Consider the following 19,053-nt stretch of genomic DNA (forward strand, 5'->3'; position numbering starts at 1 on the left):
GTTAGGCTTTAGGTCTTTTCGTTCCATACTTCGAACGACCACACTTTCTGTTTTTGACACCCGAAGTATCAAGACTTCCGCGAACGACGTGATATCGCACACCCGGCAAATCCTTTACCCTACCGCCACGAATCAACACAACGGAATGCTCTTGCAGGTTGTGACCCTCACCACCAATATAGCTACTTACCTCCGCACCGTTTGTCAACCGTACCCGCGCGACCTTTCTTAATGCCGAGTTCGGCTTCTTGGGAGTCGTGGTATAGACTCTAGTACATACTCCGCGACGCTGAGGACATGCCTCTAACGCCGGAACATTGCTTTTTTCTATTCTTTTAGCACGCGGCTTACGAACCAATTGGTTGATCGTGGCCATATATTTGTTACTCCAATAATTCAGTTTACCCGCCAGTCAATAAAAATAACCGCCGTACATTTCTATGCACAGCGGCCATATAATGCTTATCCTGACAAATAGCGTTAGCTCATTTGAGCAGAGCATCTTAACGCTATTTTTTTTCCAGGTCAAGCCGATTTAAATTATTCAGTGTTTAAGGCTTGCTTTAACGCTTCTTCTACATCACCCGCATCTACTGATGAAATATTATCACCCTCGGATGGAACCTCGATGTCTTTGGAGCGTCGCTTCCTTCTTTGTTCATGATAAGCTAATCCAGTACCCGCAGGTATTAATCGCCCAACGATCACATTTTCCTTCAACCCATGTAAACCATCGCTCAGTCCGCGAACCGCCGCATCCGTCAACACTCGAGTCGTCTCCTGGAAGGAAGCCGCCGAGATAAATGACTCAGTTGCCAATGAAGCTTTAGTGATACCTAACAAAACAGACTCAAAACTTGCAGGTATCTTTCCTTCCGCCTCCATTTTTTCATTGATCTCACGGACATAGGCCCGCTCGACCTGATCGCCTTTCAGGAATTCCGTGTCACCGCCCGCGGTAATTTCAACTTTACGAAGCATTTGTCTAATAATTGCCTCTATATGTTTATCATTGATTTTTACACCCTGTAATCGATAAACATCTTGAATCTCTTTCACTAGATAATTCGCTAGATCTTCAATACCACGCAATCTTAAGATATCGTGCGGGGTCAATTCACCTTCAGCGATGGTTTCACCTTTCTCGACATGCTCGCCTTCGAACACTGTGATATGCCGCCATTTCGGCACCAATGTTTCATATTGCTCGCCGCTTGCATCCGTTATGATCACACGCTGCTTACCTTTGGTTTCTTTACCGAACGATATCGTGCCGGTTGTTTCCGCTAAAATCGCCGGATCCTTGGTTTTTCTTGCCTCAAACAAGTCGGCTACACGAGGTAAACCACCAGTGATATCGCGCGTTTTACTCGACTCCTGAGGAATCCTCGCCAATACGTCACCAACTTTAACCTCATGACCATCCTTGATACTGACAATTGCTCCGGTCGGCAAGAAATACTGTGCGGGAATTTCTGTTCCCGGTAAATAAATAGTTTCTCCGGCGGCATCCATTAGCTTAACCATCGGGCGCAAGTCTTTACCTGCACTACCCCTTTGCTTAGGGTCGGTAACCACTAAGGAACTTAAGCCCGTAACCTCATCTGCCTGTTTTTGAACCGTTACACCATCCATGAAGTCGAATAAGCTGACCACGCCATCGACTTCAGTAATTACCGGATGCGTATGCGGATCCCAGTTGACGATAATTTCTCCACCGTTAATTTTACTTCCGTCCTGCACTAACAACACCGCGCCATAAGGAATTTTATACCGCTCGCGCTCACGGCCATATTCGTCGATGATGCCAATTTCACCGGACCGGGATACCGCTACCAGATTTCCCTCCCGGTTTGTAACTGTCTTAAGGTTACTTAACTTAACCGTTCCAGCCGCTTTAACTTGTACATTACTAATCGCAGCCGATCTCGAAGCTGCACCGCCAATATGGAAAGTACGCATTGTCAACTGCGTCCCCGGCTCACCGATGGATTGCGCAGCAATGACACCGACCGCTTCTCCACTATTGACTAAATGCCCTCTAGCCAAGTCTCTGCCGTAACATGCAGCACAAACACCATGACGATTTTCACAAGTGATAACCGAACGCACATAAACGTGATCAACGCTGTTTTCTTCAAGCACCGACACCCAGTATTCATCAAGCAAGGTTCCGTTTTTAACAATAACTTTTTCGCCAGCCGCATCCATCACGTCGTTAATGACTACACGACCCAATACACGCTCGGCCAATGGCTCGACCACATCACCACCTTCGATAATGGGCATCATCGAGATACCTTGCGTCGTGCCGCAATCGTCGCCAGTAATAACCAAATCCTGAGCCACATCGACCAAACGTCTTGTCAAATAACCCGAGTTGGCGGTTTTCAACGCTGTGTCGGCTAGCCCTTTACGAGCGCCGTGAGTCGAAATAAAGTACTGCAGTACGTCCAGACCTTCCCTAAAGTTCGCAGTAATCGGCGTTTCGATAATCGAACCATCCGGCTTCGCCATCAAACCTCGCATACCGGCCAATTGTCTAATCTGTGCAGCGGAACCCCGAGCACCCGACTCGGCCATCATAAATATTGAGTTGAACGATTTCTGAGTAACCTTATTGCCATCGGCATCTTCGATTTCCTCAACACCCAAGCCATCCATCATGACTTTCGCAACCTGATCGTTGGCATGAGACCAGATGTCAACCACCTTGTTGTATCGCTCACCGTCAGTCACCAGACCTGATGAGTATTGACTTTGTATTTCGTTAACTTCCGCATTAGCCGTATTGATGATTTCTTCTTTCTTAGCCGGTATCTCCATATCTTCGATACCGAAAGACACACCCGAGCGGGTTGCATAACGAAAACCAAGATACATCAATTGGTCGGCCATAATGACCGTTTCCTTGATACCTAAATGCCGATAGCAATAATTGATCAGCCGCGATATATTTTTCTTCGTCATATCGCAATTGACTATCTCGTACGGCATACCATCGGGAACAATTTCCCAAATCAATGCTCGACCAACCGTCGTTTCGACACGATAGGTTTTTTGTTCGGCAACCCCTCTATCAGTTTTTATTCTTTCAGTAATTCTTAATTGAATCTTGGCTTGTAAGTCGACGCTTTTAAATGCCAAGGCTTTATGAACCTCATCTATTGAAACAAAGATCGAGCCATTGCCTTTTGCATTGACTTTTTCTCGGCTTATAAAATAAAGCCCTAAAACCACGTCCTGAGATGGGTTGATAATCGGCTCGCCGCTTGCCGGCGACAAAATATTGTTGGTCGCCATCATCAACGTTCTGGCTTCAAGCTGCGCCTCTATCGACAATGGCACATGTACCGCCATTTGGTCACCGTCAAAATCGGCATTGAAAGCGCTACAAACCAAAGGATGCAACTGTATCGCTTTACCTTCGATCAAGGTTGGCTCGAACGCTTGTATCCCTAAGCGATGCAAGGTAGGCGCCCTATTTAACAATACCGGATGTTCGCGAATGACTTCCTCGAGAATATCCCAAACTTCGGCACCTTCTCGCTCGACCATTTTTTTCGCGGCTTTAATCGTTGTCGCGAGTCCTCTTAACTGCAATTTGCTGAAGATAAACGGTTTGAATAATTCCAGAGCCATTTTTTTAGGCAAACCGCATTGATGTAAACGTAGCGTTGGCCCAACCACAATAACCGAACGCCCGGAATAGTCGACACGCTTACCTAGCAAATTTTGCCTAAATCTGCCTTGCTTACCCTTAATCATATCGGCAAGGGATTTGAGCGGTCTTCTGTTAGTGCCGGTGATAGCTCTGCCTCTACGGCCATTATCAAGCAATGCGTCAACCGACTCTTGCAGCATTCGCTTTTCGTTACGAACGATAATATCCGGCGCGTTCAAATCCAACAAACGATTTAGCCGGTTATTCCTATTGATAACGCGACGATAAAGATCGTTTAAATCCGACGTGGCAAACCGTCCGCCATCCAAAGGCACCAATGGCCTCAACTCCGGAGGCAAAACCGGCAATACTTGCATAATCATCCATTCAGGACGATTTTTAGAGCTTAACAGCGATTCGATCACTTTTAAGCGCTTTGAAAACTTTTTAATTTTGGTTTCTGAATTAGTGCCGTTAATCTCTTCCCGCAAACGATTGATCTCGCCATTAAGATCAATTGCCTTGAGCAAGTCAAAAACAGCTTCGGCGCCCATTTTCGCAACGAAATCATCGCCAAATTCCTCGACGGCATCGAGATATTCGTCATCGGTTAACAATTGCCCTTTATTAAGCGGAGTTACCCCCGGATCAAGCACCACGAATGACTCGAAATACAAGACGCGCTCAATTTCACGAAGCGTCATGTCTAGCAGCAGTGCAATCCGCGATGGCAAGGACTTCAAAAACCAAATATGAGCAACTGGACTAGCTAACTCAATATGCCCCATTCTTTCTCGACGTACTTTTGAAAGCGTGACTTCAACGCCGCATTTTTCACAGATTACACCTCTGTGTTTCAGTCTTTTATATTTTCCGCATAAACATTCATAATCGCTCACAGGGCCAAAAATTTTGGCGCAAAACAATCCATCTCGTTCCGGCTTAAAAGTTCGATAATTAATCGTTTCGGGCTTTTTAACTTCTCCATAAGACCAAGAACGGATCATGTCAGGAGACGCCAAGCCTATGCGAATTGAATCGAAATCATCGGCGCGGCCTTGGCGCTTTAAAAAGTTCATTAAATCTTTCAAGAGCTTATCCTCTCTAAATGGTTTCCGGCACGAGGCCGGAACGGGCAATCAAATTAAGGTAAATTATCGAACTCAATCGCTTTCTAACTCAATATTGACACCGAGTGAACGTATTTCTTTGATCAAGACGTTGAACGATTCCGGCATACCCGCTTCCATTTTATGGTCGCCATCAACGATATTTTTATACATTTTGGTTCGACCGGTTACATCATCGGATTTCACAGTCAACATTTCTTGCAAGGTATAAGCCGCCCCATAAGCCTCCAAAGCCCATACCTCCATTTCGCCGAATCGTTGACCGCCGAATTGAGCCTTTCCACCCAGCGGCTGTTGAGTTACCAGACTATAAGGACCGGTAGAGCGCGCATGCATTTTATCATCTACCAAGTGGTTCAATTTCAACATGTACATGTAACCAACGGTAACTTCGCGTTCGAACGGTTCGCCGGTCAAACCGTCATAAAGTACAGTTTGACCATGTTCAGGATAATCCGCCAGTCTCAACATGGTTTTAATTTCGTCTTCGGTAGCGCCATCGAAAACCGGAGTCGCCATCGGCACCCCTTCTACCAAATTATGGGCTAGTTCGAGGATCTCTTTATCGGTTAAGGCATTCAAGTCTTCCTTACGACCGCTGCTATTATAGATTTTTTCTAAAAACCCTCTAATTTCAACAATTTTTGCTTGAGCCTCAAGCATTTTACCAATCTTGATACCCAAACCCTTGGAAGCCCAACCCAAATGCGTCTCCAACACCTGGCCTACATTCATTCGGGACGGAACCCCGAGAGGATTCAATACGATATCGACCGGATTACCATCTGCTGTATAAGGCATGTCTTCGATCGGTCTAATCATGGAAATAACCCCTTTATTTCCATGTCGTCCAGCCATTTTATCGCCCGACTGAATTCTTCTCTTAACCGCGAGGTAGACCTTAACCATTTTTAGAACACCGGGCGGCAAATCATCGCCCATAGTGATCTTTTTGCGCTTGATATCAAACTTGACATCGAAATCCTTTCTCTGCTTTTCGATTTGCTCGATGACTCCTTCCAATTGAACATTGATGTTTTCATCTTCCATTTTGATTTGCAGCCATTGAGAAGGCCTCAATTGATCCAGATATCCCTGATTTACGACGGTGCCTGAAGATAAATTATCCGGCCCGGATAAGGCCTTCTTGCCGACGATTAATCTAGCGACTCGCGCATATATGTCCTTTTCGACAATTTTTAGCTGATCGTCAAGATCTTTTCTATAACGCTTGATTTGCTCTTCTTCTATTTCGAGCGCACGCTTATCTTTCTTAACGCCATCTCGCGTGAAGACCTGGACATCGATAACCGTCCCTTCAACACCGTTAGGCACTCTTAATGACGTGTCTTTTACATCGGCCGCTTTCTCACCGAAAATCGCACGTAATAGTTTTTCTTCAGGTGTCAATTGCGTTTCACCTTTCGGAGTCACTTTCCCAACCAGAATATCACCGCCCTTAACCTCGGCACCGACATAAACGATCCCGGACTCATCCAATTTCGATAAGGCTTCTTCGCTGACGTTTGGAATGTCCGCGGTAATCTCTTCCGGGTTATATTTAGTATCCCGCGCAACGCACGTTTTTTCTTCAATATGAATAGTCGTAAAACGATCTTCTTTAACAACCCGTTCGGAAACTAAAATTGAATCCTCAAAGTTGTATCCATTCCAAGGCATGAAAGCCACCAACATATTTTGACCCAAAGCCAATTCGCCGATATCGGTCGAAGGCCCATCGGCCAATATATCGCCAGCATTGACGATGTCGCCAAGCTTAACCAATGGCTTTTGGTTAATACAGGTATTTTGGTTGGATCGCGTGTACTTGGTCAGGTTATAAATATCGACTCCAGGCTCACCTGACTCGGTTTCGGCATCGTTCACCCTGACCACAATCCTAGCGGCATCGACGGCCTCAATGGTTCCGCCTCGCGTAGCTACGACAGCCACCCCGGAATCCTTTGCTACGGTTCGCTCCATACCCGTTCCTACTAGCGGCTTCTCGGCTCTTAGAGTCGGAACCGCTTGACGCTGCATATTCGAGCCCATTAACGCTCTATTCGCGTCGTCGTGCTCCAAGAAAGGGATGATAGACGCTGCAACCGATACGATTTGTTTAGACGATACGTCCATATATTGCACGGTATCGGACATCGACAATGTAAATTCGTCTTTATAACGGCATGATACCAGCCCTTCTTTTAGACGACCGTCCGCATCGACCGGCACAGCCGCCTGAGCGATGACAAACTCCCCTTCTTCGATCGCCGAAAGATATTCAACCTGATCGGTCAGTTTTCCATCGACAACTTTTCTATAGGGCGTTTCAAGAAAGCCATATTCGTTGGTTCGTGCATAAACGGCCAATGAGTTGATCAAACCGATATTCGGTCCCTCCGGAGTTTCGATCGGACAAACGCGCCCGTAATGCGTGGTATGAACATCACGCACCTCGAAGCCGGCGCGCTCGCGCGCCAATCCACCGGGGCCTAAAGCCGATACTCGGCGCTTATGCGTGACCTGAGAAAGCGGATTATTTTGATCCATGAACTGTGACAGCTGGCTTGAGCCGAAAAACTCTTTAACCGCCGCCGATACCGGTTTCGCGTTGATAATTTCCTGCGGCATCAAGCCTTCGGAATCGGCCAATGTCAATCTCTCTTTAACCGCTCGCTCCACCCTGACCAAGCCAACTCGGAATTGGTTTTCGATCATCTCGCCAACCGAACGGACTCTTCGGTTACCCAAATGATCGATATCATCGACATTACCGTTTCCGTTTCGGATATTGATCAATTCCTTTAATACATCAATGATATCTTCCTTGCTGAGCGTGCCCTCTCCGGTTGTTTCTTGACGACCCAGGCGCCGATTGAATTTCATACGTCCAACCGTCGACAAATCGTAACGGTCTTCGGTAAAAAACAGGTTTTGAAACAGATTTTCCGCTGATTCTTTTGTCGGCGGCTCTCCTGGTCTCATCATGCGATATATTTCAACTAGCGCTTCCAGTTGCGTGCTACTCGTATCCAAACGCATCGCATTCGAGATATAGGGCCCTCTATCGAGATCGTTGACATAAATCGTGTTTAGCTCTTGTATACCGCTATCTATGATTTTATCGAGTAATTCCTCGGTAAGCTCATCATTGACATTGGCAATCAGCTCGCCTGTCGATTCATCGATCAGGTTACGGCTTAACACTTTTCCATGCAGATAGGCTTTAGGGACTTCGACTTGAGTGACGCCCGCTTCTTTTAATTGGCGTATATGTTTTGCCGTAATCCGACGCCCCTCTTCGATCAGAACCTTTCCATCATGTTTAAAATCGAAGGCGGCAATTTCGCCTCTCAGTCGCTCAGGCACCAAATCAAACAAACAACTATCATCAGTCAAGATAAAGCGATTGGTTTCAAAGAAAATATCCATCATTTCTTCGTTATTATAACCCAGCGCTCTTAATAAGATCGTTGCCGGAATTTTTCTACGTCTATCTATTCTGACATAGACACAGTCCTTGTGATCGAACTCGAAGTCAAGCCAAGAGCCGCGATAAGGGATAACTCTTGCGTTGAATAATAACTTTCCTGATGAATGCGTTTTACCTTTATCGTGATCAAAAAACACGCCCGGAGAACGGTGTAACTGAGAAACAATTACCCGCTCGGTTCCATTAATGACGAAAGTTCCGTTATCGGTCATTAACGGCAACTCCCCCATGTAGACTTCCTGCTCCCGGATATCCTTAACAACTTTCGTGCTTCCAGGCGCGTCTTTATCGTAAATGACCAAGCGCACCAACACTCTCAGTGGCGCAGCAAAAGTTGCACCCCTTTGTTGACATTCCCTGACATCGAATGTCGGCTCTCCTAACCGGTATTTTACATATTCCAGAACCGCATATCCGGAATGACTTTCTATTGGAAATACACTGGAAAAAGCGGCGTGCAAACCCACATTCAACCGCTTTTCCGGCGGCATACCGGATTGCAGGAAACTCGCGTAGGAATTGATTTGCGTCGCTAAAAGATAAGGCACGTCGAGTACTTCTGTACCCTTGCCAAAGTTGTTACGAATGCGTTTTTTTTCGGTAAAAGAGTAGGCCATATTGCTTCCATACCTATTTCATCAGGAATTATTTTTTGCCACTTATGAATAAGCAGCAAAAGGCCGATGACAAAATGTCACCAGCCGTACTAAGGGGCTTAATGCCTTAAATTTTGCGTCAAAATCTTTACTTAATTTCGACTGAAGCACCTGCGTCCTCAAGCTCCTTTTTGACCGCTTCTGCTTCATCTTTGCTAACGCCTTCTTTCAAAGTAGTTGGCGCTCCTTCAACAGCGTCTTTCGCTTCTTTCAAGCCCAGACCCGTGATTCCGCGAACCGCTTTAATCGCGGCAACCTTGTTAGCTCCGGCCGCAGTCAAAATAACATCGAATTCGGTTTGTTCTTCAGCCGCTGCCGCCGTCGCTGCCGCTGGAGCCGCAGCCATGACAGCCGCCGATACGCCGAATTTTTCTTCCATCGCTGAAATTAAATCAACGATTTCCATAACCGTCATGTTAGAGACCGCTTCCAAGATATCTTCTTGTGAAATTGCCATTATGTATTCCTCTAAAATAGATGTAAAACTGGTTAAAAAAAGGTTATGCCGCTTCTTTAAGGTCTTTAAGTGCAGCCAATGTCCGTGCAAGCTTACCAACCGGTGCTTTCATGACCGACATCAACATGCTAATTCCTTGATCGCGTGTCGGCAGTTTTGCCAATCTTTCAAGTTCATTAGCATCATATGCCTGCCCACCGATAGCCACTATTTTAGTGACGAGCTTGTTATGACTTTTTGCAAACTCATGGATTAATCTTGCCGCACAACCTGGATCTTCCATCGAAAACGCTAGCAATAACGGACCGACTAAGCCCTCTTGCATACATTCGAATTCTGTCCCGGCTATGGCTCTTTTTGCCAATGAGTTTTTCACAACCCGCAGATAAACACCCGTTTCTCTTGCAGTTTTCCGTAACTCGGTCATTTCCGACACGGTCAAACCGCGATATTCCGCCGCCACGGCGGAATGGGCTTTAGCGGCGAATTCGGCAACCTCTTCGACGACAGCTTTCTTGCTATCTAAATTTAGTGCCACAATTTACCTCCGGTACATATCTGATTTTTTGTCAGAATCAATAAAACGCATCTTTGAGTAGATGCCCCTTACGGTCCCTTTCACCAGCTTTGCGGCTCCAGCTCCCGTCTACGCAGGACAATTAAGTTTTTACAACACCTGCGGTCTTTGACGGTTGCCGGCATTTCCGGCAACCCAAAGTCTTTCGCCTTAACCAGCCAGCCCGCTCTGATCGATCCAAAGCCCTGGACCCATGGTCGATGACAGCGTAATTTTTTTCATATAAACGCCTTTCGCGGCACTCGGCTTAGCTTTGCGCAAGTCGGCCAATAACGCTTCCAGGTTTTGTTGAATGGCTGTCGCGTCAAAATCCACTTTACCGATTGAGCAGTGGATGATCCCCGACTTATCGGTTCGATAACGTACTTGCCCTGATTTTGCGTTTTTAACTGCGGTTGCAACATCCGGCGTAACCGTTCCGACTTTTGGATTTGGCATTAAGCCTCTTGGGCCTAAAATCTGACCCAGCTGACCAACAACCCTCATTGCATCGGGAGAAGCGATCACTACGTCGAAATTCATTTCGCCCTTTTTAACCTGATCGGCTAAATCTTCCATACCAACGATATCCGCCCCCGCTTCTTTCGCCGCATCTGCATTGGCTCCTTGAGTAAATACAGCAACTCTTACGGATTTACCGGTTCCATTAGGCAATACGGTTGCGCCACGAACATTTTGATCGGATTTTCTTGGATCGACGCCTAAGTTGACACTGACATCGATCGATTCGACAAACTTGCTGTTTCCTAGCTCTTTCAATAAACCAACCGCTTCGTCGACCGAATATTGTTTACTTCTATCTACTTTCGACTTAATCAGTTTTGCTTTTTTAGTCAGCTTTGCCATTACACGCCCTCCACATTGAGGCCCATACTACGAGCACTTCCGGCTATAGTTTTAACTGCCGCATCCAAGCTTGCCGCATTTAAATCTTCCATTTTGGTTTTGGCGATTTCTTCAAGCTGTTCACGCGTCACTGTGCCAATTTTCACTTTATTCGGCGTACTACTGCCGCTCTTTACACCAACAGCTTTCTTTAACAAAATCGAAGCAGGCGGAGTTTTAGTAATAAAGGTAAAACTACGATCGCTATAAACGGTAATAACAACCGGAATCGGCAACCCTTTTTCTAACTCTTGAGTTTTTGCATTAAAGGCTTTACAAAACTCCATAATGTTGACACCATGCTGACCTAATGCAGGTCCAACTGGTGGGCTAGGGTTAGCTTCACCAGCTTTTACTTGCAACTTTATGTATGCATTAATTTTTTTTGCCATTATTTACTCCAAATCGGGTGCAATCGCTTTTCAGCTCCCCTAATAAACAAAAATCCCGGACACAGTCATATCCAGGATTTTAAAAAATTTTTGACGCTTTATTATGATTTTTCAACTTGATTGAAGTCCAGCTCTACCGGTGTCGACCTGCCAAAAATTAAAACCGAAATCCTAAGCTTGCTCTTTTCGTAATTAACTTCTTCTATCGTTCCATTGAAATCCTTAAAAGGCCCGTCGTTCACTCTTACAACCTCACCGACTTCAAATAAAACTTTTGGCCTTGGTTTATTAACCCCTTCCTCGACTCTATTTAAAATAGACATCGCCTCTTTTTCCGTTATAGGGGCCGGCTTGTCGGATGTTCCACCAATAAACCCAAGCACTCTAGGGACATCTCTAACCATATGCCATGTTTCATCGGTCAATTCCATCTGCACGAGCACATAACCCGGAAAAAACTTGCGCTCGCTTTTACGCTGCTGCCCCATACGCATCTCGACAACTTCTTCCGTAGGCACAAGAATCTTGCCGAAGTACTGACCTAGACCTTCCCGCTTTATCCTTTCTTCTAACGCTTCTTTGACTTTATTTTCAAAGTTTGAATAAGCATGAACAACATACCAACGAAGTGCCATTTATCAGCCTCCTTGACCGGTCAATAAACGAACACCCCAAAATAAAAACATATCAAGCAACCAAAGTATCACACCAACGATAATAACCATTGCAAAGACCATTAAAGTCGTCCGCATTGTTTCTTGACGCGTCGGCCAAACTACCTTTCTTACTTCTTGTTTCGATTCCAATGCGAAAGTCCAAAACCCCTGACCCAATTGAGTAGTCAACATGAGACCCATTGCAATCAGAACAATTACGACTAGCGAGAGTACCCTATATAACAAGGCAAATTCGGAAAAGTAGTAAAAACCCGCAAGGCCTGCAATAACAAAAACAATTGAGAAAACTTGCTTAACAACATCACCTACCGATGCTGAGGATTCAACTTGTGTACTCATGATTGTTATTACGATTTATAGTTATTGTATTTTTCTGATGGCAGGCCAGGAGGGAATCGAACCCCCAACCTGCGGTTTTGGAGACCGCTGCTCTGCCAATTGAGCTACTGACCTAATTCAGAAAACATTAAAAATTATTTAGCGCTTACGTTATTCGATAATGGAAGCAACAACGCCCGCGCCAACGGTACGGCCACCTTCACGAACCGCGAAACGCAAACCTTCTTCCATCGCAATCGGCGCAATCAACTTCACTTCAACGTTGACGTTATCGCCCGGCATCACCATTTCCACGCCTTCCGGAAGATCGACCGCTCCGGTTACATCCGTTGTTCTGAAATAAAATTGTGGACGATAGCCATTAAAGAATGGTGTATGACGCCCGCCTTCGTCTTTCGACAATACGTAGATTTCCGCCTTGAAATGGGTATGCGGCTTAATGGTGCCTTTGTGCGCCAAGACTTGTCCGCGTTCAACTTCGTCTCTTTTGGTGCCTCTTAACAAGACCCCAACGTTATCGCCCGCTTGACCTTGATCCAATAATTTACGGAACATTTCCACGCCGGTGCAGGTTGTGGTTGTAGTCGGTCTGATTCCGACAATTTCAATCTCTTGCCCAACCTTAATGATCCCACGCTCGACACGCCCGGTAACCACTGTGCCGCGACCGGAAATCGAGAACACGTCTTCAATCGGCATTAGGAACGGCTGATCGATCGCACGCTCAGGCTCTGGAATATAGCTATCTAAGGCCTCGACCAATTTAATGATCGACGGCACGCCAATTTCACTGGTATCGCCTTCCAAGGCTTTTAACGCCGAGCCGATAACTAACGGGGTATCGTCGCCCGGAAATTCGTACATGTCCAATAATTCTCTGACTTCCATTTCCACTAATTCGATCAACTCGGCATCATCCACCATATCGGCTTTATTCAAATAAACCACGATATAGGGAACACCTACTTGACGCGCTAATAATATATGCTCACGAGTTTGCGGCATCGGACCGTCGGCCGCCGAACAGACGAGGATAGCTCCATCCATTTGTGCCGCACCGGTAATCATGTTTTTGACATAGTCAGCATGGCCCGGGCAGTCCACATGCGCATAGTGGCGCGCATCCGATTCGTACTCCACATGAGCCGTTGCGATTGTAATGCCACGCTCGCGCTCTTCGGGGGCGTTATCAATTTGATCGTAGGCCTTGTAGACGCCGCCACGCGCATCCGCCATCACTTTTGTCAATGCCGCGGTCAATGTGGTTTTACCATGATCGACGTGACCGATGGTTCCTACGTTTACGTGTGGTTTTTTACGTTCGAATTTTTCTTTGGACATTTTACTTTCCCGAAAAAGCTTTTATTGTTGCAAATTTATGGAGCCCATAACCGGATTTGAACCGGTGACCTCTTCCTTACCAAGGAAGTGCTCTACCTACTGAGCTATATGGGCAGAAACCACCGATCATCTGGAGCGGGTGATGGGAATCGAACCCACGTGACCAGCTTGGAAGGCTGGAGTTCTACCATTGAACTACACCCGCAATCTCAATTTAAACAGGATGGTGGAGGGGGGAGGATTCGAACCTCCGAAGGCAGAGCCGGCAGATTTACAGTCTGATCCCTTTGGCCACTCGGGAACCCCTCCAAAACCAGGTAGCAGGACATTCTCACAAAACTTTTTGTCTTTGTCAACAAGAACAACCTGTTTTTGCGTTTCCGCCTTCTTTCTAAAGACAAAAACACATATTACAAACTTTTTATTATTTTTTGCCCACTTATTGACAACTGCAGACAAAGCATTAATCAATCACTCTTCAGCTTCCGAATCAACTTCGGACTTCTCAACCTTTGGCGGCACAATTGTTACCACCGAAACATCCGCATCATGATCGTCGCCGTGTGATAACGCTAAGAACTCAACACCTTTCGGCGCTTTCAATTGAGAAACATGCAACGATTCACCAAGATTCAAATTCGTTAAATCAACTTCGATATACTCAGGCAAATCTTCTGGCAAGCAAGCCACCTCTATGTCGACTAAATTATGCATAACCACACCGCCTACTTTAGCACCAACACAGATTTCTTCATTGATGAAATGAAGAGGCACTTGAGCCTTTAACTTCTCATTCGCCTTTACTCGCAAAAAATCCAAATGCAAGACCTTAGCTTTAGCCGGATGTCTTTGTACGGATTTTAAAATTGCTTTTTGCACTTTGCCCGCAACAACCACATCTAAGATATGCGAATAAACAGCTTCGTGAGCAAGATGCTTAACAACTTCATTATGATCCAAAACCAACATTTCAGGATCAGCTTCTCCGCCGTAAATTACCGCCGGAATTTTTCCTTGTCGACGAACCGACTTAGCAGAAGCAGTTCCCGGCTTTACCCGAGCTTCCGCCACGAATTCAAATACGCTTGACATTTCATTCTCCAAAGCTGTGCATCTATACACTTCGCTAATTTATCAATCCACATACAACGAGCTAACCGACTCGCCGACAGCGATACGTCTTATCGTTTCCGCCAGCATCTCAGCAACGCTGAGCTGCCGAATTTTACCAATGCGAGTTGCTTCCAAGCTTAACGGTATCGTATCGGTTACGACCAATTCATCTAGCACCGAATCTTTCAAATTATCAATTGCCCTTCCGGAAAGAACAGCATGCGTACAGTAAGCCACAACCCTGACCGCACCATGATCTTTCAATGCTTCCGCCGCATGACATAGAGTACCTGCAGTATCGACTAGATCATCGATCATTACACAGGTGCGCCCTTCAACATCGCCTATAATGTGCATTATCTCGGAAACATTAGCTTTCGGACGTCTTTTATCTATTATTGCCAAATCAGCATCATCAAGCCGTTTTGCCAGAGCCCTTGCCCTAACAACCCCACCCACATCGGGCGAAACAACTATTAGATCCTTATATTTTTGCCGCCAAACATCGCCCAGCAAAATCGGCGAAGCGTAGACATTATCTACCGGTATATCAAAAAAACCCTGAATTTGATCCGCATGAAGATCAACAGTGAGCACCCGATCCGCCCCGGCCTCACCTATCATTTTGGCGACCAATTTAGCACTGATAGGCACCCTTGCGGAACGCGAACGCCTATCCTGTCTTGCATAACCATAATACGGCATAACCGCCGTTATTCGAGATGCCGATGCGCGACGAAATGCGTCGATCATCACCAACAACTCCATTAAATTCTCATTTGTCGGAGAACAAGTCGGCTGAATGACAAACACATCCTTGCCCCTTATGTTTTCCTCAACCTCAACAGCGATCTCTCCGTCACTGAATCGACCTACCGCAGCCATACCAAGCCGCATACTAAGCTTTTTAACAATACCTTCCGACAACGCCCGATTTGCATTACCGGAAAACACCATTAAAGAGGCGTCACTCATTCAGGCACTCCCAGATTGAATTAATTTGCTATTTAGGTAATGGCTGGGCCGCCAGGATTCGAACCTGGGTATGCGGGGATCAAAACCCCGTGCCTTACCGCTTGGCGACGGCCCAATTACTTAGATATACTTACCAGTCTTAAGCATCATTCAGACTTGAGTACAACGGAGACCTGTTTATTCCCTTACACAGATAGGATTGCCACTTTCCGCTAAGCGACAAATACGCTTTTTTAGCTGCCAACTCTGTATCAAACTGAGCAAAAACGCATGCTCCTGTACCTGTCAACCTTGCTTCGGAAAATATCGACAATTCTCTCAAAGCCCTATTAACAGACGGGTAAAGCTTCCGAACAACGCCTAAACAATCGTTTTGGTGCTGCCCTGCAATAAAGTCGGCTATTTTGATTGATTTACTATCCCTTGTCAAATCTTTTGATGAAAAAATTTCCTTGGTATCGACATGACAATCCGGCTTCAGCACTACAACCCATTTTTCCGGCACCTCAATCTCTTGAAACACCTCGCCAACGCCTTCCGCCCAGGCGCTATGACCGAAAACAAAAATCGGCACGTCCGCGCCCAGCCGCAAGCCTAATTGCATCAATCGCTCACGGGAAAGCCCTAATTTCCACAAATTATTCAGGGCCACCAACGTCGTTGCTGCATCGGAACTCCCCCCGCCTAGACCTCCCCCCATAGGCAAGTGCTTTTCAATCTCGATGACAACTCCACCTTCATAACCAGTTTCTTCTTTTAACAACTGCGCGGCCCGAAAAGTTAAATCCTCAGCCTCCGGAACCCCGGGGAGCGGATTGCGCAATGAAATCACCGAATCTTTAACTGGACGAAATACCAACCAATCGCACAAATCAATGAATTGGAATACTGTTTGCAACAAATGATACCCATCTTCCCTCTGCCCCACAATTCTCAACATTAAATTCAATTTTGCGGGCGCAGGCCATCGTTTATTTACCTCACTCATGCGTATTCCATTGATCTATGATTAGCTTTAATTTCACTTCCGGATTAGAAACATCGATTTTATAGGGCAACAGCCCTCGATCGGTTTTTTGCATCTTTCTATATCGTATCGTCCAGCCGGCCTGGATAAAACCATTACCAATATTTTCGAACGACTCATTCGGATCGGCCAAACCTATCACCCAGTAGCGCAATGATCTTAATGGCACATAAAAACCCAGTTGTTCGGTTATAAACTCATCGGACCGATCATAATATCTAACCGCACCGTCGCCTCGATCGACGTCGACATAATCGTCGGCAATATTAATATTAACCGCTCCCTGACCGAATGGCCCCGAAACTCGAATCATCTCTTCGCTATCCGCGCGCCGCCATTCTATAGCGCCAGCCCACGAATCATGCCGGGCCGTTAACGATACACGCCCATCCAGACTCCATTCCCGCAATTGATAAAACTCACCTCGACCAAGCTCCGAATAAGCCGCCAAATCTTTAACCGGTGAGGTCGAACATCCCGTTAAAACCGTTAGAACCAATACCAGCCATCCATAGCGAGATCTTGTGTATTGATTTCTCATTCAGCATCAAGAATGCGTTGCTGAAAATCCAAAAGATATTCATCGTCCGGCGATATTTTTATCGTCTGCTCGAATAATTTCTTCGCCTCATCCCTGCGACCCAAGACCCATAAGACTTCCGCCAAATGCGCCGCAATTTCGTTTTCTTGCTGCTTGGAATAAGCCTTCTGCAAATATTCTAAAGCCTTTTCATAATTCCCGAGCTTAAATTGCAACCATCCATAGCTGTCAATAATGACAGCCTCATCCGGCTGCAATTCCAGAGCCTTTTCAAGATACACCAACGCCTCTTCGTAACGCTCGGTTCTATCCGCCAAGGTATAACCCAATGCGTTCAAAGCACTCACATCATCGGGATACTGAGCCAGTATCCTTCTTAAGTCTTGCTCCAGCACGTCGAGGCGATCAATACGCTCCGAGACCAAAGCCCGTGTATATAACAATTCTTTTTGATCTGGCATTTCCTCAATTGCCTTGCTCAACAAATCGAATGCCTTGATATATTGCTTTTGTTCGTTATAGAACTCCGCCTCTAACAACAGCGCTCTCATCTTTTCATCGGACGAACGCGCACGAAGCCGACTTAATCGCTCGGACGCCTCTTCAAATTGCTTATCTTTAATCAGTAGCGATATCCCCGCAGCCGCGGCATCGAAACGTAGACTCCCCCTCGTGACCCTATCGAACCAAACCAACGCCTCGCTATTTTTGCCATCCCGAACTGCAATTCTGCCCAGGTAAAAGCTTGCTTGATCAGTCCATTCGGGATAAGGAATCAAGCCCTTAAACAACGACTCCGCTTTATCGTCTCGCTCCATCTGTAAATTAACCAACGCCAAAGAAAAACGCGATTCAAAATCCTCCGGCTCCTGATCAATAATATCAAGATACAACCTGTCAGCCTCTCCATACTCGCCCAACTTAACCAAGACTTGGGCCAACAATTTCTTAATCTTCAAACTATCCTGATTTTGCTCAGATAAATCCGTGAGATAAACTCTCGCATTATCTAAATCTCCTGAAAAAGCCGCCATTTGCGCCCTAAACAACAAAGCCTTTTCCCAATCCGGTCGCAATTCAATGGCTTGATCAATTTTACGTTGCGCCAAAACATTGCTGTTTAACTGCATTGCCAACATGGCTTGAATAAAAAAAACAGTGGCTTCTTCCGGTCTTTGCTCGGCAAGATCTTCCAACACATCATATACGAAAGCGGTATTGCCTTTTTGACCCAACGCTCTAATCAACTCAACAAACGCATCCTCAAAACCTTCCGAATCCATATCCAACAAAAAAAGAGCATGCTCGATAGCCGAAGGCCTTACTTCTTTTCTTAAGGCCGATAGCAAGGCTATTTTTCTTGCTGTTAAATTATCCGGCTCTTGTTTCAACCAAAGCGCAACAGCCTCATCGCCTCGTTCGGTATCTTTAATATAAAGAGCAATCTTCGCAGCACGCTCGGTCAACCTAACATCGTTGACCCGTTTTGCGGCCTCGAGATACCCTTCCAGAGCAACATCGTACTGCCCTCGTTGTCCGGCAATTTCAGCGGCCAGCAACATGTACATGATATCCGGCTCAATAGCGGTTATAAGCTCCGCTGATTCAACGCCTTGCTCGTCATGAGAACTTTGTGAATACTCGTCAAGCTCATCCATGGCTCGCCCTCTTTCCTGAGAGGAACCGCAACCACTAACAAAAACAAGGGCTATTACGGCAATTAACTTATAATTCGACACACTCACATCCTTCATATTTTGCAATAGATTTTTGCAATAGATTAGCA

The 19,053-nt window shown here is 45.9% G+C and carries 15 protein-coding genes and 5 tRNA genes; all 20 read right to left on the reverse strand.

Features of this window, described 5'->3' with window-relative positions; all coding sequences use genetic code 11:
- Position 1 precedes the first annotated feature (1 nt).
- A complete protein-coding gene (gene rpsL, locus WJM45_RS17285; protein WP_014149778.1) occupies positions 2–376 on the reverse strand; it encodes a 30S ribosomal protein S12 in 375 nt (124 codons plus the stop codon).
- A gap of 164 nt (positions 377–540) precedes the next feature.
- The gene (gene rpoC, locus WJM45_RS17290; protein ID WP_341326289.1) at positions 541–4,755 is read right to left on the reverse strand and encodes a DNA-directed RNA polymerase subunit beta'; all 4,215 of its coding nucleotides are present in this window, start codon (positions 4,753–4,755) and stop codon (positions 541–543) included.
- Positions 4,756–4,827: 72 nt separating this feature from the next.
- A complete protein-coding gene (rpoB, locus tag WJM45_RS17295; protein ID WP_341326290.1) occupies positions 4,828–8,904 on the reverse strand; it encodes a DNA-directed RNA polymerase subunit beta in 4,077 nt (1,358 codons plus the stop codon).
- Positions 8,905–9,031: 127 nt separating this feature from the next.
- Entirely contained in the window at positions 9,032–9,400 is a 369-nt protein-coding gene (gene rplL / locus WJM45_RS17300; RefSeq protein WP_341326291.1) for a 50S ribosomal protein L7/L12, read from the reverse strand.
- Positions 9,401–9,443: 43 nt separating this feature from the next.
- Complete coding sequence (gene rplJ, locus WJM45_RS17305) at positions 9,444–9,938, reverse strand: 50S ribosomal protein L10 (protein WP_014149782.1); 495 nt, start codon at positions 9,936–9,938, stop codon at positions 9,444–9,446.
- Between the two features lie 189 nt (positions 9,939–10,127).
- Positions 10,128–10,823 carry a 50S ribosomal protein L1 gene (gene rplA, locus WJM45_RS17310; protein ID WP_341326292.1) on the reverse strand — a complete coding sequence of 232 codons (696 nt, stop codon included), beginning with the start codon at positions 10,821–10,823 and terminating at the stop codon, positions 10,128–10,130.
- Positions 10,823–11,254, reverse strand: coding sequence for a 50S ribosomal protein L11 (rplK, locus tag WJM45_RS17315; RefSeq protein WP_014149784.1), 432 nt, complete (start codon positions 11,252–11,254; stop codon positions 10,823–10,825). Before rplK ends, rplA begins: the two co-directional genes overlap by 1 nt.
- 101 nt (positions 11,255–11,355) lie before the next feature.
- Positions 11,356–11,889 carry a transcription termination/antitermination protein NusG gene (nusG, locus tag WJM45_RS17320; RefSeq protein ID WP_341326293.1) on the reverse strand — a complete coding sequence of 178 codons (534 nt, stop codon included), beginning with the start codon at positions 11,887–11,889 and terminating at the stop codon, positions 11,356–11,358.
- 3 nt (positions 11,890–11,892) lie between these two features.
- On the reverse strand, positions 11,893–12,270 hold the full coding sequence (gene secE, locus WJM45_RS17325) for a preprotein translocase subunit SecE (RefSeq protein ID WP_341326294.1): 378 nt from the start codon (positions 12,268–12,270) through the stop codon (positions 11,893–11,895).
- A gap of 38 nt (positions 12,271–12,308) precedes the next feature.
- A tRNA-Trp gene (locus tag WJM45_RS17330) sits at positions 12,309–12,384 on the reverse strand.
- Between the two features lie 36 nt (positions 12,385–12,420).
- Positions 12,421–13,611 (reverse strand): elongation factor Tu, encoded by a 1,191-nt coding sequence (tuf, locus tag WJM45_RS17335; protein ID WP_341326286.1) that lies wholly within the window; start codon positions 13,609–13,611, stop codon positions 12,421–12,423.
- A 38-nt stretch (positions 13,612–13,649) separates the two neighbouring features.
- Positions 13,650–13,725, reverse strand: a tRNA-Thr gene (locus WJM45_RS17340).
- Between the two features lie 17 nt (positions 13,726–13,742).
- Positions 13,743–13,816, reverse strand: a tRNA-Gly gene (locus WJM45_RS17345).
- 19 nt (positions 13,817–13,835) lie between these two features.
- A tRNA-Tyr gene (locus WJM45_RS17350) sits at positions 13,836–13,920 on the reverse strand.
- Between the two features lie 162 nt (positions 13,921–14,082).
- The gene (locus tag WJM45_RS17355; protein WP_341326295.1) at positions 14,083–14,703 is read right to left on the reverse strand and encodes a 50S ribosomal protein L25/general stress protein Ctc; all 621 of its coding nucleotides are present in this window, start codon (positions 14,701–14,703) and stop codon (positions 14,083–14,085) included.
- 42 nt (positions 14,704–14,745) lie between these two features.
- Positions 14,746–15,699: a ribose-phosphate diphosphokinase gene (locus WJM45_RS17360; protein WP_341326296.1), complete on the reverse strand. Its 954-nt coding sequence runs from the start codon at positions 15,697–15,699 to the stop codon at positions 14,746–14,748.
- Between the two features lie 40 nt (positions 15,700–15,739).
- Positions 15,740–15,814 (reverse strand) — tRNA-Gln (locus WJM45_RS17365).
- Between the two features lie 24 nt (positions 15,815–15,838).
- Positions 15,839–16,687 carry a 4-(cytidine 5'-diphospho)-2-C-methyl-D-erythritol kinase gene (gene ispE, locus WJM45_RS17370; RefSeq protein WP_341326297.1) on the reverse strand — a complete coding sequence of 283 codons (849 nt, stop codon included), beginning with the start codon at positions 16,685–16,687 and terminating at the stop codon, positions 15,839–15,841.
- Positions 16,680–17,267: a lipoprotein insertase outer membrane protein LolB gene (gene lolB / locus WJM45_RS17375; RefSeq protein ID WP_341326298.1), complete on the reverse strand. Its 588-nt coding sequence runs from the start codon at positions 17,265–17,267 to the stop codon at positions 16,680–16,682. Before lolB ends, ispE begins: the two co-directional genes overlap by 8 nt.
- A complete protein-coding gene (locus WJM45_RS17380) occupies positions 17,264–18,925 on the reverse strand; it encodes a tetratricopeptide repeat protein (protein ID WP_341326299.1) in 1,662 nt (553 codons plus the stop codon). The genes lolB and WJM45_RS17380 overlap by 4 nt, the downstream gene beginning before the upstream one ends.
- Positions 18,926–19,053: the final 128 nt, after the last annotated feature.

Source organism: Methylotuvimicrobium sp. KM2 (genome assembly GCF_038051925.1).
In the GTDB taxonomy this organism is placed as follows: Bacteria; Pseudomonadota; Gammaproteobacteria; order Methylococcales; family Methylomonadaceae; genus Methylotuvimicrobium.